The sequence below is a fragment of the Atribacterota bacterium genome (genome assembly GCA_028703475.1).
GTDB lineage: Bacteria > Atribacterota > Phoenicimicrobiia > Phoenicimicrobiales > Stramentimicrobiaceae > JAQVMU01.
Genome location: JAQVMU010000004.1, coordinates 32,127 through 46,243 on the forward strand (window position 1 = coordinate 32,127; position 14,117 = coordinate 46,243).

Here is a 14,117-nt window from a genome sequence, read left to right on the forward strand (position 1 = left end):
CGTCAATAGAACTTTAGTAAATTTATTCAAATTATCTTCTTAAGCAAAAAAGTACTTTTATAATTAGTGATTCACTATAAAAATACTATTCAATCCTGGTAGCTTTATATAAAATCTCATTAGGTTTAACCATGTCAAGTTCTTCCCGGGCAATTTTTTCAATATAAGGATTAGTATTCAATAAATCTATCCTTTCAGCCAATAGTTTGTTTTCTTTCTGTAAATCATTAATCTCATCCTCTAATTCATAGATATAAACATTTAACTCAAGAATACTGGCATATTTTTCTGAAAAGACAAATGATATATAAAATATTAATAACAAGATAATTGCCCATGTTATTTTTGATTCAAAAAGAGATCTTATTACAGACATCTTTATTGAAAAACCTCTTTTCCCCTGTAAACACCCTGGTCACCCAGTTCTTCTTCAATTCTTAACAACTGGTTATATTTTGCGATCCTATCTGTACGGCAAAGAGATCCTGCCTTTATCTGTCCTGCATTAGTGGCAACTGCTAAATCAGCAATAGTAGTATCCTCTGTTTCACCAGAACGATGGGAAATAACATTAGTAAAACCGGCACGTTTTGCCATTTCAATAGTATCAAGGGTCTCGGTCAGGGTACCAATTTGATTTAATTTAATTAAGATAGAATTAGAAGCAGATAAATCAATGCCTCTTTGTAGCCTTTCCTGGTTTGTAACATATAAATCATCTCCCACAAGCTGAATTTTTTCCCCTAATCGCTTTGTCAATTTATTCCAATTATCCCAATCGTCTTCTGCTAATCCGTCTTCAATTGAAATAATTGGGAATTTAGCAACTAATTTTGCATAATATTCAATCATTTCTTCTGCTGATCTTTCAACACCTTCTCTAGTTAAAATATACTTTCCTTTCTGATAAAATTCAGATGCTGCTGCATCAAGAGCAATAAAAATATCCTTACCAGGCTGGTATCCGGCTTGATTAATAGCTTCAACTATTACCTCCAAAGCCTCTTCACTTGATTTCAACTTAGGAGCAAACCCTCCTTCGTCCCCAACTGAAATACTATAACCGGCCTTCTGAAGTACTTTCTTTAAAGCTTGAAATGTTTCAGCGGCCATTCGGTAGTTTTCTGAAAAATTCAATCCGCCAACAGGCACAATCATGAATTCCTGAATGTCCACACCACTGTCAGCATGCTTACCACCATTTAAAATATTCATCAAAGGAACAGGGATCTCTTTTGCATTAGTACCCCCTATATATCTATATAATGGCAAATCTAAATATTCGGAGGCAGCTTTCGCTACTGATAGAGAAACTCCCAGTATAGCATTGGCACCCATTTTTTCTTTATTACGTGTACCATCCAACTCAATCATTAATTCATCAACATAACCTTGTTCAAGTGCATCTACTCCAATTAATTCAGGAGCAATTAATTCGTTTACATTATTTACAGCTTTCAGAACACCTTTTCCGTTAAATCTTTTCTTGTCATTATCTCTTAATTCTACTGCTTCATAAGTGCCGGTGCTGGCACCGGAAGGAACCTGTGAAACACCAATTACCCCACTTTCCAAATGAACCTCAACCTCTATAGTAGGATTTCCCCTTGAATCCAGTATTTCCCTGGCATAAATATCAATTATTGCACTCATATTAATCCTCCTGATTATTATTAACTTTATTAAATAGCTATTTATAAATGCATTTGTTATTAAATGTTCCCCAAATGGGTAAATAAATAAGTACCCAAACTGAAGTATATAATTAAACTGCCAACATCAACCGCAGTGGTAATAAATGGTCCGGTTGCTACTGCAGGATCAATATTTAATTTCGTAAATACTAAAGGTAAAAATGTTCCTACTGTTGCTGCAGCAATTACTGTTACACATAATGATAAGCCAATAGTCAAACCTAAAATATAATCATTCTGCCAAAAATATGTCAATATTGATATCATCACACCAATAGTAATTCCAATAAAAAATCCTACTTTTGTTTCTGTCCAGATATTTTTCCATAATTCGTCCAAGCGGAGCTGACCGGTCGCCAATCCTCTGACTGTTATAGTAGAAGATTGAGCCCCTACATTTCCTCCCATAGCCATGATAATTGGGATAAAGAAAGCAAGTGCTACCACCACTTCTAAAATTCCAGAATGAAATTCAATAACTGAACCGGAGATAATTTCACCAACCATGCAAACTAAAAGCCATGGCAATCTAGCCTTAGCCCTGGTCAACGGGGTAGCTTTAATTAATTTATCTTCATAGAATTCAGCAGAACCTACCATCTTGTGAATATCTTCAGTAACTTCTTCTTCCAAAACGTCAATTATATCATCAACAGTAATTATCCCTACCATCATGCCTTTTTTGTTAATTACTGGTATAGCCAGGAAGTCATAATCTGATATAACCTTTGCGGCAACCTCTCTATCTTCAACATCCAAAACGCTAATCACATCTTCTTCCATAATTGCAGATATTTTACTCTTGGTATCAGCTACAATTAAATCTCTTAAAGACAAAACGCCAATCAATCTATCTCTTTTGTCTAAGACATAAACATAATAAATTATTTCTGCTTCCGGGCTCATTTCCCGAATACGATTTATTGCCTGTTCCACGGTCATATACTCAAAAAGTGTTACAAACTCGTTATTCATAACACTCCCGGAGGTATTTTCACCATATTTCATTAGCTCTTTAATCTCTTCGGCTTCCTCTGCAGGCATTAAATCGAGAAGTTCACGCGATTCTTCTGGAGGGATTTCTCCTAAGATATCTACTGCTTCATCTGTATCCATTTCTTCTAAAATTTCAGAGGCTTGCCTTTTACTCATGGCATTGAGTAATTCAGATTGCAATTCGGTGTTCAGTTCAGATATATATTCTGCAACCTTTTCTTTATCTTCAATTTGCTTAAATATCTCTATGATCTGTTCAGTAGTAAGTTCTTCAGTAATGTCACTGAAATCATTGGGATGCAGGTCTTCTACTATCTCTTTTAATTCTGTTAACTTTTTCTCATCTAACAATTTTTTGATTTTTTCTATAAGAATCTTTTCATCCATCTCATATATTCCAATCTATCGATTACTTCTAATAAAGTTTAATCAAAGGGAATTATTTCTTCTCTAATAACCCTATATAACTCAGAAGATCGGGAAATAGATACATTTCCACTTGGTATTTCCAGTACTTCAATTACTAATATTTTATTCCTGAAATTTATTCTTATTCTGTCCTGAGGTTTAATGCTATCGCCAGCCTTTGCTATTCTATCATTTATAAAAACACTTTGACTGTCACATGCTTTTTTTGCTTCAGTTCTTCTTTTAATAATTCTACTTAATTTAAAATATTTATCTATTCGCAAAATTATATCCTAAAATATCTTATTCTTTTTTCTTCAGCTGTGGAAAAAGAATTACTTCCCTGATTGAATCATTATTGGTTAGCAGCATTACTAATCGATCTATTCCAATTCCCATTCCACCAGCGGGTGGCATTCCATACTCCAAAGCTTCTATATAATCATAATCAACAAAATTTTGATTAACTTCTCCTTTGCTCTTCTTTTCTGCCTGTTGTATAAATCGCCTTTTTTGCTCAACAGGATCATTTAGTTCAGTAAAAGCATTTGCCAATTCCATAGAATTAATAAATAATTCAAAACGCTCAACAATATTAGGAGAACCGGGTTTCTGTTTTGATAATGGAGAAACATCGACGGGATAATCCATTATAAAGGTCGGCTGAATCAGAGTATGTTCTACTTCTGTTTCAAATAGCTCATTTGTTATATTCCCCCTGGTTGAGTTTTCCGGTATTTCTAATTTGTATCTTCTTACTAAATTCTTCAATTCATCATTACTGACTTCTTCCATATTGATACCGGTAACTGAAAGGATAGCCTCATTCATAGTCAATCTCTTCCATGGAGGGGTAAAATCAATCTTTTCTCCCTGATATTCTATCACAAGCTTACCTTTGAGTTTTTTTAAGACAAATGCAATCATCTCTTCGGCAATATTCATCATCACCTGGTAATCAGCATAAGCTTCATACAGCTCCAACATTGTAAATTCCGGGTTATGTTTTGTTGAAATACCTTCGTTTCGAAAATTACGGTTCAACTCATATACCTTTTCAATGCCTCCGACCAGTAATCTCTTTAAATACAATTCAGGAGCTATCTTTAAATACAAATCCCTGTGTAAGCTTAGATGGTGGGTAACAAAGGGTGTTGCTGTTGCACCTCCCGGAATGGGCTGCAATACAGGTGTTTCTACCTCGAGGTATCCTTTATTGTCTAAATAATCTCTGATAAGCTTAATAATTTTACTTCTCTCTATAAAGACATCACGAACTTCGGGATTACTAATAAGATCCAAATAACGCTTTCTATATCTAACTTCTGTATCAGTAAGCCCATGCCATTTTTCAGGTAATGTGCGTATTGCTTTACACAACAATGTAAAGGTGGTAGCTATGATAGTCAGTTCACCTGTTCTGGTTTTGAAGATTGAACCAGAAACTCCGATGATATCACCAACGGAAATTTTTTTAAATATCTCAAATAAATCTGACCCAACAAGGTTTGACTTTACATAAATTTGTACTTTACCAGTTTGGTCTTCCAGGTCAACAAAAGCGGCTTTTCCATGTTTTCTCAATGCCTTTATTCTCCCGGCAGCCACGACATTCTCTTCCGACGGTTCTGATGTAGCAATTTCATCAAATTTTTGGATTATTTCTTTTATGCTTTGTTCTTTTTCAAATCGCTTACCAAACGGATCAATATTTAAATTCTTTAGTTCTTCAATTTCCTTTAACTTTTCTTCTCTTAAGATATTAACATTTTTCTTATCTTGTTCTGTCAATGGTTCTCACTCCTTGAAAATTTACTTATATTTTTTATAATAACAAAGATATTAACCTTCATCATCAGATAAATTATAACTTTATTGATATATTTCCTGATTATCTATTTTATAATAGAAAGCCGATAAAAGTAAATAAAAAATGAACAGGCTGTTTATTTGACCATAACCTGTTCATTTTAAAACTAAACTAATTGAAAGCTATAATAATTATTTAATATTTAATATTTTATAATTTAAGCTGCCCGCAGGTACTCTGATTTTAACTTTATCGCCCACTTTTCTTCCCAAAACTGCTTTACCAATAGGCGAAGCAATGGATATCTTGCCGGAAGATGGATCAGATTCAATATAATCAACTAATGTATACTCTATCTTTTCCTTTTTCTTAATATCTTCAACAACAATCTTTGAACCTGGAGAAACAACTGTTTGGTCATTTTTCGATGTGTCAATGAGCTCACAATTTTCAATAACCTTTTCCAATGTCAATATTCTGCCTTCGATAAAAGCCTGTTCATTTTTGGCAGACCGATATTCAGCATTCTCCGCTATTTCACCGAATGCTACTGCATGGCTTATTTTTTCAGCAATTTCTTTTCTTTTTACAGTCTTTAATTCATGCAGTTCTGATTTAATTTTTTCCAGCCCTTCTTCAGTCAGCATAATCTTTCGGTCGTTCATTTTTTATACACCCTAACCTTCTCATAAAATTAAAACTAAGACAAGTGGCATCTGGAAACAAGGGGAATACTTATCTTAGTTAACAAAATATTATATATTTTCTAAATTAGCGACTTTTGTAGTTTTAAATGAATTATAGGGTATTTATAATTTTATGTCAAATAAATATTGTTTTTATCAGTATTATAAAAATATAACATTTTTTAATTATATTTAATAATTCAAAAAGATAAAAATCATTACTTATAATAATATAAAAAAGTATCTTATTGATTTTATTCAGCTTTAAATAGAGCTGTAATAGCTTCTCTCTTGCAAAAAATAAATAAGTTTAATATAATTTTATTTTATACAGGTTTATATTGCATTTTTAGATTAATCCCAATGATTTTCCGGCTTTCTCAAATATTTGTAAAGCTTCTTCAATATCCCCCTGAGTATGGTGTGTAAGTATATGAGATCTAAGCCTGCTAGTTCCTTTTGGAACTGCTGGGAATACAATAGGGCAAATAAATACACCCATCTCATTAACCATCTTACAAAGCTGTAATGTTTCTTCTTCTCCACCAATAATAATAGGAACTATTGCTGTAACGGTATCTCCAATATTGTAACCCATGGAATTTATGCCTTCTCTAAATTTTTCCATGTTTTTATGTAAATTCTCAACTCGTTCCGGCTCATCCTCAATCACTTCCAGAGCGGCAATGGCTACAGCAGCATTGACCGGGGGAATGGGTGCTGAAAAGATAAATGGCCTGGAATTATGTCTTAAATATTGAATCATTTCTTTTTCACCAGCAATATATCCGCCAACAGCAGGAATAGTTTTGCTAAGGGTTCCCATGTGTATATCTACGGCATCTTTTAATCCGAAATATTCTTCAATACCATGTCCTGTTTTTCCAAGTACTCCAATAGAATGAGCCTCATCTACCATTACCTTTGCTCCATATTTTTTTGCTAAACGGGATATTTCTGGTAAATTTGCAACATCACCATCCATACTGTAAACACCATCAACTATGATTATTTTATTTACATAGTTATCAGAATTTTTTAAAATAGATTCCAGTCTGTCCATATCGTTATGTAAAAAAGATTTATGTCTGGCGCCTGAAAGCATACACCCGTCAATAATGCTTGCATGATCAATTTTATCAATTATAATCAAATCACCATTCTGGTAAAGAGAAGTAATAGCAGCTAAATTGGTTACATACCCGCTGGTATAAGTAATAGCATCTTCAGCTCCTTTGAATTGGGAGATTTTTTCTTCCAACTTTTTGTGCACCTCTGTAGTTCCCGATAAGAAACGAACACCTGAAGTGCCTGTACCATATTTTTCAATCGCTTTGATGGCTGCCTCCTTTAATTTAGGATGATCTATCAATCCCAAATAATTATATGAAGCCAGCATTATTTTTTCTTCCCCTTCAACCATAACTCTCGATTGTGCAGAATTTTCAATGGTTTTCAGCCAAAAGAAGGTACCATTCTCTTTCAATCGATTTGCTCTCTCATTCACCTGATTAATTTTTTCCTTTAAAGTTGTTCCCATATTAATCTCCTGTTCTTTTAAACTGTTTCTAATTATTTAATTTTTCAATCCTTGGTTTAAAATCTATTTTTTTTAATAATTCGAGGTAATCATTATCCTTTAATTCTTCGGGCTTCTTCCCTGAAACAGCAACCAATAGTCCCTGATAAACATTAGTTCCAAAGGACCTTCCCTGAAATTGTGGTGTTGTAGTGATCAGGTATTTTACTCCTCTATCTTTTAAATCCTGAACATTTTCTGAAGTCACTGTATTTGTAATAACAATTTTACCTTCCATTTTATTTGGCATATACTGGCTAATTGCTATATAATCCCCTGCTACTATATCAGTCTGATCAAAAAAATGAGTAAATTTACTGTTCGAAGTTTCTTGTTTTTTACCGGTAGGATATAGATACTTAATTGGAATATTAACTAAAACAGGTATTATTACCCGGGCTATCTTATTTAGCGTGCTCAAGCTATATATAGGTATAGGTATATTTAAACATGAAATAAGATCACCAAAAGTCATTTTACATCCTGCCTCTATCAGTCCTTCTGCAAGTCCAAATCTATCAACTGTAATGAGTAATAAGGCTTTCTTGTCCTGCAGTACTATATCAGTATGTTTAGTAATATATCTTATAACATCTTTCTCTAATACATATTTTATTCCGGAACCGTCAACAATAGGAGTTTTTTTGATTACACTTACAATCCTGGCAGACTCTTTAATAGTATACCTTTTTCCTTTAGGGCCAGAATAAAGATATAAGTCGGTTCCTCCAAGAGTAAAAACATCAACCTTCCCGTCATATTCCTGATACAATTGCATCATTTTTTTTACATCACCGTCTGTTCCTCTTCTTTCAATTTCTACTTCCTGCCCTAATATATTTACTTTTGCAATATGGTTTCTAGATGAGGAACCTAAGCTAACACCAAGAACTTTTTTCACTTTTTTATCTCCTGTTTATTGAAATTGCTTTAACTTTGTTTAATATTTCCATGATTGTCTCTGGGTCAACATATTTATCTTCAGTTATTGGTGATTTTCCAATTTCTACCCCAACGACTTGTATGCTGAATAATTTTTCCACAACTTCTACTCTTTTATCAGAGCCTAAAAAGACAATCAAATCATAATCTATCAAATTACTGATAATAGAAATGATTTCATTAAATAGGTTTGTTTTTGTCCTGTCCTTAATAAAATTAATGCGTTCTTGTTGTGTCAATATTAGAGTGAAATCAATACCTACTTCCTGGGCTTTTTTTAAAATTTCCATTTTGTTTTTTATCGGAAAACCAACCAGGGCAATTTTTTTTCCTTTCCTGATTTCTCCCAGGCTTTCGAGCCTGGAAACAAAAGTTCTTTCAATCCCCAGCTTTCTGGCAACCTCTCCCTGTGTTAGTCCTTCTGTTCTGAGTTTTAATATTTTACTGATTTCCCGCTCCAACTTTTCCCGGTAGAGAACTTTTTCACCAATTCTAATAATATTCATAAATATTTTCCTGTACACATTTTTGTACACATTATATATTAATGGAATTTTAGTGTCAAGATTATTGTATAAATGTTTCTATAAAACTGAATACTGAGGAGTTTTTATAAAATATTCGGGAAGAGGAGCATTTCAATTGCTTATAATTCCACCACCGATAACATTTTCATTATCATAAAAAACTGCAGACTGCCCTGCTGTTATTGCTCTTATTGGCTCATCAAAAATTACAGTGGCATTTGAATTATCTTTTTCATCAGGAAATATTTTCGCCCAGAATGCAGCTGAATTGTAGCGAATTTGAACCTGTAAATAAAGAGGACAGCTTTTTTGAATATTAGAAATAATATGAACATCTTCAAGCTTCAATTTATTTTTATATAAATCCGGTTCATCACCTATAACAATAGTATTCTTATCAGGATCAATGCTTGTAATATATTTCCTGCTATTTAGTGACAGCCCAATTTTTCGGCGTTGACCAATTGTATAAAAAGCAATGCCCTTATGTTTACCCAATACATTGCCTTTATCATCTATAAAATAACCTGGTTTATTATTTGTTTTCCGGTTATTTTTATTTTTTATGAATTTTCGATAATTATTTCCAGGTATAAAACAGATTTCCTGGCTTTCCTTAATATTTGTTATATCTATTCCTATTTCAGCAGCTATACTTTTAACCATATCCTTCTTAAGATTGCCAAGTGGAAAAATGCATCTGTAAAATATATTTTTATTCAATCTATAAAGAAAATATGATTGGTCTTTTCCCTTGTCTACCCCTCTTTTTAAAACAAATTCATTCTGGGTATGGCCCTGCTGAACTCTGACATAATGTCCGGTAGCAAGAAATTGTATATTCATCTTATCAGCATAAAATTCAAGTAATTTAAATTTAATTCTTTCATTACATAAGATACAGGGATTTGGAGTTATTCCATTATAGTATTTTCTAATAAAATCCTGTATGACAATTTTTTCAAATTCCTTTCTGTAGTCAATCTCATATAAGGGAATATTTAACTTTTTCGCTATTAGTTGTGCTCTTTTTCCACCAGTATAATACTTAGGATTATTCTTTTCTTCAGATTTTACTCTATCTTCTTCTTCAACAAGGCTAAAATAGATTCCAGTTACCTGATAGCCATCTTTTATTAACAAATGAGCAGCAACACTACTATCAATACCTCCACTCATTGCCAGTAAAACATTCTTCTTTTTCATGATACTAACTCCATATTATATCAGGTATTTAGCTATTTCCTGTTCTGCCAATGATTGCACAAACCTTCTGTCATTCATTTTACTGTCAGGATTCCAGATATTAATATCAACAATATCATCAGGAGAATTCTTATCACAATATCTTGCTGTAATCTTGCTTGCCAGCTCCAATAATATGTCCATATCTGAAAATTCACTATTAGTATCGAAGTAAAAACGCAATAAGGAAACAGGTCCTTTAAATTCTTTTGAACTTATGAGAAAATCTGCAGGTTTAACCAGGGAAAATATCTTTTTATTTTCTATCTCATTTCTACCAACTACCAGCCTAAAATTATTTCTGAGATTAAAGTGACGACCAACTTTTAATAACTCAATGTCATTATCATTAAAATTATTTTTTAGTAAACCTCTTATTCTTTTGGAAAAACCCGGCTCAGTTAATTTGCATCCTCCCGCGGGAGCAGGATATTTATTAATTCCAAACTTTCTTGCAAGTGCTATTTGTCTTTTTCTTGACCTGCCTTGCAGGTCAAGTAATCTGAATCGGTTAACAATATTAAGCTTCTCCGGTTTAGTCTCTGGCAACAGTAATGCAGAAAGTGGCCTAAGAATCCATGAACTATAACCGGATTCTTTGCTGATTGTTAATAAACTTCTTTTATTCTGCGTCATCGGCCTTTGTCCAAGCACCTCACCACTAATGATAAATGATGCCCCTTCTCTTTCCATCAACTCACCTGCCTTACGAAACATCAGAATACGACAATCAATGCAGGGGTTAACATTCTTTCCATAACCATATTTTGGATTTAAAGCAACCTCTTTAAATTCTTCGCTTATGTCTTCTCTTATAAATCTAATATTCAAGTATTTTTCTGCATATGAACTAATTTTGTTTTCTATAAATGGTGTTTTAAGTTGCAGCCCTATTACATTAATATTCTGCTTTAGTATTATTTTTATTGCCAGTATGCTATCTAAACCGCCAGAATAAAGGGCTACTGCTTTTATTTTATCAGTCACAACAACCTTCTTTCTTGTTTTACAAGTATAAGTTTGTATTATATAATTTTAACAATTCTCATTCTTTATATTCAATTTATTTTATACTAAATGATTATATAAATAAACTAAGCCTATCCTGTTGAGTTAAAAACAAATATCCATTTATTCTTATTTTATATTCAATAATCAAATATGAATATATTTCATTATGAGATGAGGCTTTAAAGAGGTGGGAAAAAATCTAAAGGAAAAAGGAAGAGGAGTATAATACCTCTTCCTTTTTAAAAGAACTATTCACAAGTAATTGCCTCAACAGGGCAATCTTCGGCAGCCTGTTTGCAAGATTCTTCTGCATCAGCAGGGACAGTATCAACTTTAACAACTGCTACATCATCCTGCAATTCAAATACTTCAGGACATGTGCTTTCACAAAGTCCACATCCTGTGCAAAGATCCTTATCAACTGTTGCTTTCACTATATTTCACCTCCTATGAATTTATATTTCTTAATTTGCTGTATTTTAGTAAATTAACCTTTTTAAATATTTAATTATCAGGTTAATATTATGTTACAAAATTGGTTAGCCTATTAAAACCTATGACTTATTAAAGATAACTTAAAAAACTATAAAATTCAAGCCTATTTTCTATATTATCTACAAATTTATTTTTATTTCCATCAAATCTTCGGCGAAAGTAGTTTCGGGATACCTTCTTATAACTTCTTTCTTGATACTATCCCAATTGTACTTACTATTTTTTGTTTTCTGATATCTGGGACTAAAATGGGTTAAAACAAGATGCTTAACTTCTGCCTTTCTTGCCACTTCTAAAGCATCCTCAATTGTGGAGTGAAAGCTTTTTTCAGCCTCCTGCTTTTCATCATTAGAAAATGTAGCTTCATGTATAAGCAAATCAGCATTTTTAGATAAATCAACAGCATTTTCTGAAAACATAGTATCAGTGCAATAAGATATTTTTCTCATAATTACAGATTTCTTTAAAAAATCATCGGTTTTTAACATTTTTCCATCTTCCAGGGTTATCTGTTCTTTCCTCTTTATTTCCTTATATATTGGTCCGGGAGGAATACCCAATTCTGATAATCTGTTAACAAGAATGTTCTTTTTCACATATTTTTCATTAACTGCATAACCAAAACAGTCTATTTGGTGGTTGAGAGCTGCACAGTATACCTTGTAGCTATCCTTTTCCCATAATAATTTTTTTGTTTTGTATTTTTCCGGTTTTATCTCATTTATATTGTAAGAATAAGGTATATGTGTACTGGAATAATTAAGGCTATTATTAAGATATGAACCCAATCCATCTGGCCCAAAAATATCAATAGTGCTTTTTATTCCCTGTAAACCACGAGTAGCAAGCAACCCGGGCAAACCAAAGATATGATCACCATGCAAATGACTTATAAAAATTGCCCTTAATTTCGATAATTTCAGTCCAGCCGCAATAATTCTTTGTTGTGTTCCCTCTCCACAATCAAATAACCAGAAATTACCACTTTCCTCTAAGAAAACAGCCATTGAGGCAACATTTCTTTCATTAGTAGGCATTCCTGCACCAGTACCAAAAAATATAACCTTCTCTAACATTTTTTATTAATTCCTTTTTATTTTTCTATTTCTGACATTTAGAGCATACAAAAGTACTTCTATTTTCAATTCTAATAATTTTTAGAGGATTTCCACAGACGGGGCAAGTATCATTTTTTTTCCCATAGACATTGAGTGTCCCTCCATAGCTGCCTGTATTGCCCTGTAAATCTACATAAGATTCATCAACCATTGTTGTGCCTCTTAGATTAATGGCATCTACCAAAATCCTCTTAATATTCAAATAAATCTTTTTTGCTTCATCCTCTGATAATGAATATGTCTTGCGCAGTGGATGAATCCTGGAATTAAAAAGAATCTCATTTGCATATATATTGCCTATACCGGCAATAATTTTCTGATCCATTAATAATTGCTTTATATTTTTTGTACTATCTACTAATAATTTATAAAATTTATCAAAATTAAATTCTTCATCCAATGGCTCAAATCCCAGGTTTTCAATTCTTGGCAAATTTTCACCCTTTTCTAAAAGCCATATTTTCCCAAATTTTCTTACATCATTATAGATCAGCCTACTCCCATCCTTAAAAAAGAAAAACAGATGATTATGCTTTTGTTGTTTTTTGAAAATTTTTGAAGGTAATTCGTTACTTGATGTATATTCAAATCGACCACTCATACCAAGATGAATTATTAGAGAATCCATTGTATCAAAGTGAATTATTATATATTTTCCTCGCCTTGTTACACCTGTTATTAGGATGTTTTTTAGCTTATATATAAATTCATTAATCTTGGGTTTTTTTATGAGAATAGGGGTTTTTACTTGGACTTTGATTAGTATTTTCTTTGTTATTATTTTTTCCAGATCTCTTCTAATGGTTTCTACTTCAGGGAGTTCTGGCATTTGTTACCTTTCAAATCTATAGGAAATTTATTTTTGCAAAAATTTCAGACAGGCTGTTAATTATATTATCAGGATATTTTTTCTGAAAATCCATCTGATAACGGTCAATTAATAAAGTGTTTAATCCAGCCTTTTTAGCTGCAAGATAATCGGTTTTTTCACTATCGCCTATATGTAATACTCTCTCAGGGGAAATATCCAGTCTTTCGCATATTTCTTTATAAACTGTCTCGTTTTTTAATTGTGTGAAATCAGTTAAAGCAGAAAATACTGACTGGAAATATTTTTTTAAATCTTTTATTTTTGGTTTTAAAAACTCCCTGGGCATGGATGAAATACATATTAATTGATATTTTTCTGTTAATTGCTCTAAAACAGTATGCACTTCCGGATATATTTTTATTTCACTCTCATATATCCTGAAAAGTTCTCTATAATCTAAATCAAGCTTGTAAAATTCTATCCAATATCTAATATCATACCAATTGATATTGTTATCTCCAACCAGGTCGTATTCTTTTTGTACCATTTTAAGGGCAGTCTCGAAATCAATATTTTGTTTTTCTGCAACAAGTTCAGGTAATGCTTTTTGCCAGATTAAATCATTGAAATCAGGATCAACTAATGTTCCATCAACATCGAATGAAATTATTTCAATCCCCATACTTCCCCCCAAATAAAAAAATTCCCGGCAGTGTCCTACTCTCCCACAGAAAAGACTGCAGTACCATCGGCGCTGGAGGGCTTAACTACTGTGTTCGGGATGGGAACAGGTGG

General features: G+C 32.5%; 15 protein-coding genes and 1 rRNA gene. All 16 read right to left on the reverse strand.

Features of this window, described 5'->3' with window-relative positions; all coding sequences use genetic code 11:
• Positions 1 to 85: 85 nt before the first annotated feature.
• Positions 86 to 376, reverse strand: a complete 291-nt coding sequence (locus PHQ99_01315; GenBank protein ID MDD4288218.1) for a septum formation initiator family protein — start codon at positions 374 to 376, stop codon at positions 86 to 88.
• 2 nt (positions 377 to 378) lie between these two features.
• Positions 379 to 1,653: a phosphopyruvate hydratase gene (gene eno / locus PHQ99_01320; GenBank protein ID MDD4288219.1), complete on the reverse strand. Its 1,275-nt coding sequence runs from the start codon at positions 1,651 to 1,653 to the stop codon at positions 379 to 381.
• Between the two features lie 59 nt (positions 1,654 to 1,712).
• Positions 1,713 to 3,077, reverse strand: coding sequence for a magnesium transporter (gene mgtE, locus PHQ99_01325; protein MDD4288220.1), 1,365 nt, complete (start codon positions 3,075 to 3,077; stop codon positions 1,713 to 1,715).
• A 38-nt stretch (positions 3,078 to 3,115) separates the two neighbouring features.
• The gene (locus PHQ99_01330) at positions 3,116 to 3,382 is read right to left on the reverse strand and encodes a S4 domain-containing protein (GenBank protein MDD4288221.1); all 267 of its coding nucleotides are present in this window, start codon (positions 3,380 to 3,382) and stop codon (positions 3,116 to 3,118) included.
• Positions 3,383 to 3,401: 19 nt separating this feature from the next.
• Positions 3,402 to 4,889: a lysine--tRNA ligase gene (gene lysS, locus PHQ99_01335; GenBank protein MDD4288222.1), complete on the reverse strand. Its 1,488-nt coding sequence runs from the start codon at positions 4,887 to 4,889 to the stop codon at positions 3,402 to 3,404.
• A gap of 210 nt (positions 4,890 to 5,099) precedes the next feature.
• On the reverse strand, positions 5,100 to 5,573 hold the full coding sequence (greA, locus tag PHQ99_01340; GenBank protein ID MDD4288223.1) for a transcription elongation factor GreA: 474 nt from the start codon (positions 5,571 to 5,573) through the stop codon (positions 5,100 to 5,102).
• Between the two features lie 370 nt (positions 5,574 to 5,943).
• Positions 5,944 to 7,134: a pyridoxal phosphate-dependent aminotransferase family protein gene (locus PHQ99_01345; protein MDD4288224.1), complete on the reverse strand. Its 1,191-nt coding sequence runs from the start codon at positions 7,132 to 7,134 to the stop codon at positions 5,944 to 5,946.
• A gap of 28 nt (positions 7,135 to 7,162) precedes the next feature.
• On the reverse strand, positions 7,163 to 8,074 hold the full coding sequence (locus PHQ99_01350) for a quinate 5-dehydrogenase (protein MDD4288225.1): 912 nt from the start codon (positions 8,072 to 8,074) through the stop codon (positions 7,163 to 7,165).
• Positions 8,075 to 8,078: 4 nt separating this feature from the next.
• Positions 8,079 to 8,621 (reverse strand): transcriptional regulator, encoded by a 543-nt coding sequence (locus PHQ99_01355; GenBank protein ID MDD4288226.1) that lies wholly within the window; start codon positions 8,619 to 8,621, stop codon positions 8,079 to 8,081.
• 132 nt (positions 8,622 to 8,753) lie between these two features.
• On the reverse strand, positions 8,754 to 9,848 hold the full coding sequence (gene mnmA, locus PHQ99_01360; GenBank protein MDD4288227.1) for a tRNA 2-thiouridine(34) synthase MnmA: 1,095 nt from the start codon (positions 9,846 to 9,848) through the stop codon (positions 8,754 to 8,756).
• A 15-nt stretch (positions 9,849 to 9,863) separates the two neighbouring features.
• Complete coding sequence (locus PHQ99_01365) at positions 9,864 to 10,874, reverse strand: tRNA 4-thiouridine(8) synthase ThiI (GenBank protein ID MDD4288228.1); 1,011 nt, start codon at positions 10,872 to 10,874, stop codon at positions 9,864 to 9,866.
• Positions 10,875 to 11,146: 272 nt separating this feature from the next.
• Positions 11,147 to 11,332: a ferredoxin gene (locus PHQ99_01370; protein MDD4288229.1), complete on the reverse strand. Its 186-nt coding sequence runs from the start codon at positions 11,330 to 11,332 to the stop codon at positions 11,147 to 11,149.
• 180 nt (positions 11,333 to 11,512) lie between these two features.
• Positions 11,513 to 12,469, reverse strand: coding sequence for a ribonuclease Z (gene rnz, locus PHQ99_01375; protein MDD4288230.1), 957 nt, complete (start codon positions 12,467 to 12,469; stop codon positions 11,513 to 11,515).
• Positions 12,470 to 12,494: 25 nt separating this feature from the next.
• Positions 12,495 to 13,340: a DNA-formamidopyrimidine glycosylase gene (mutM, locus tag PHQ99_01380; protein MDD4288231.1), complete on the reverse strand. Its 846-nt coding sequence runs from the start codon at positions 13,338 to 13,340 to the stop codon at positions 12,495 to 12,497.
• 16 nt (positions 13,341 to 13,356) lie between these two features.
• Entirely contained in the window at positions 13,357 to 14,004 is a 648-nt protein-coding gene (locus PHQ99_01385; protein ID MDD4288232.1) for an HAD family hydrolase, read from the reverse strand.
• Between the two features lie 22 nt (positions 14,005 to 14,026).
• A 5S ribosomal RNA gene (gene rrf, locus PHQ99_01390) occupies positions 14,027 to 14,117 on the reverse strand; the annotation flags it as partial.

Coding starts and splice junctions, on each gene's coding strand:
- PHQ99_01315 (MDD4288218.1), bottom strand. CDS start 376: ATGTCTGTAATAAGATCTCTTTTTGAATCAAAAATAACATGGGCAATT.
- eno (MDD4288219.1), bottom strand. CDS start 1,653: ATGAGTGCAATAATTGATATTTATGCCAGGGAAATACTGGATTCAAGG.
- mgtE (MDD4288220.1), bottom strand. CDS start 3,077: ATGGATGAAAAGATTCTTATAGAAAAAATCAAAAAATTGTTAGATGAG.
- greA (MDD4288223.1), bottom strand. CDS start 5,573: ATGAACGACCGAAAGATTATGCTGACTGAAGAAGGGCTGGAAAAAATT.
- PHQ99_01345 (MDD4288224.1), bottom strand. CDS start 7,134: ATGGGAACAACTTTAAAGGAAAAAATTAATCAGGTGAATGAGAGAGCA.
- PHQ99_01355 (MDD4288226.1), bottom strand. CDS start 8,621: ATGAATATTATTAGAATTGGTGAAAAAGTTCTCTACCGGGAAAAGTTG.
- mnmA (MDD4288227.1), bottom strand. CDS start 9,848: ATGAAAAAGAAGAATGTTTTACTGGCAATGAGTGGAGGTATTGATAGT.
- rnz (MDD4288230.1), bottom strand. CDS start 12,469: ATGTTAGAGAAGGTTATATTTTTTGGTACTGGTGCAGGAATGCCTACT.
- mutM (MDD4288231.1), bottom strand. CDS start 13,340: ATGCCAGAACTCCCTGAAGTAGAAACCATTAGAAGAGATCTGGAAAAA.
- PHQ99_01385 (MDD4288232.1), bottom strand. CDS start 14,004: ATGGGGATTGAAATAATTTCATTCGATGTTGATGGAACATTAGTTGAT.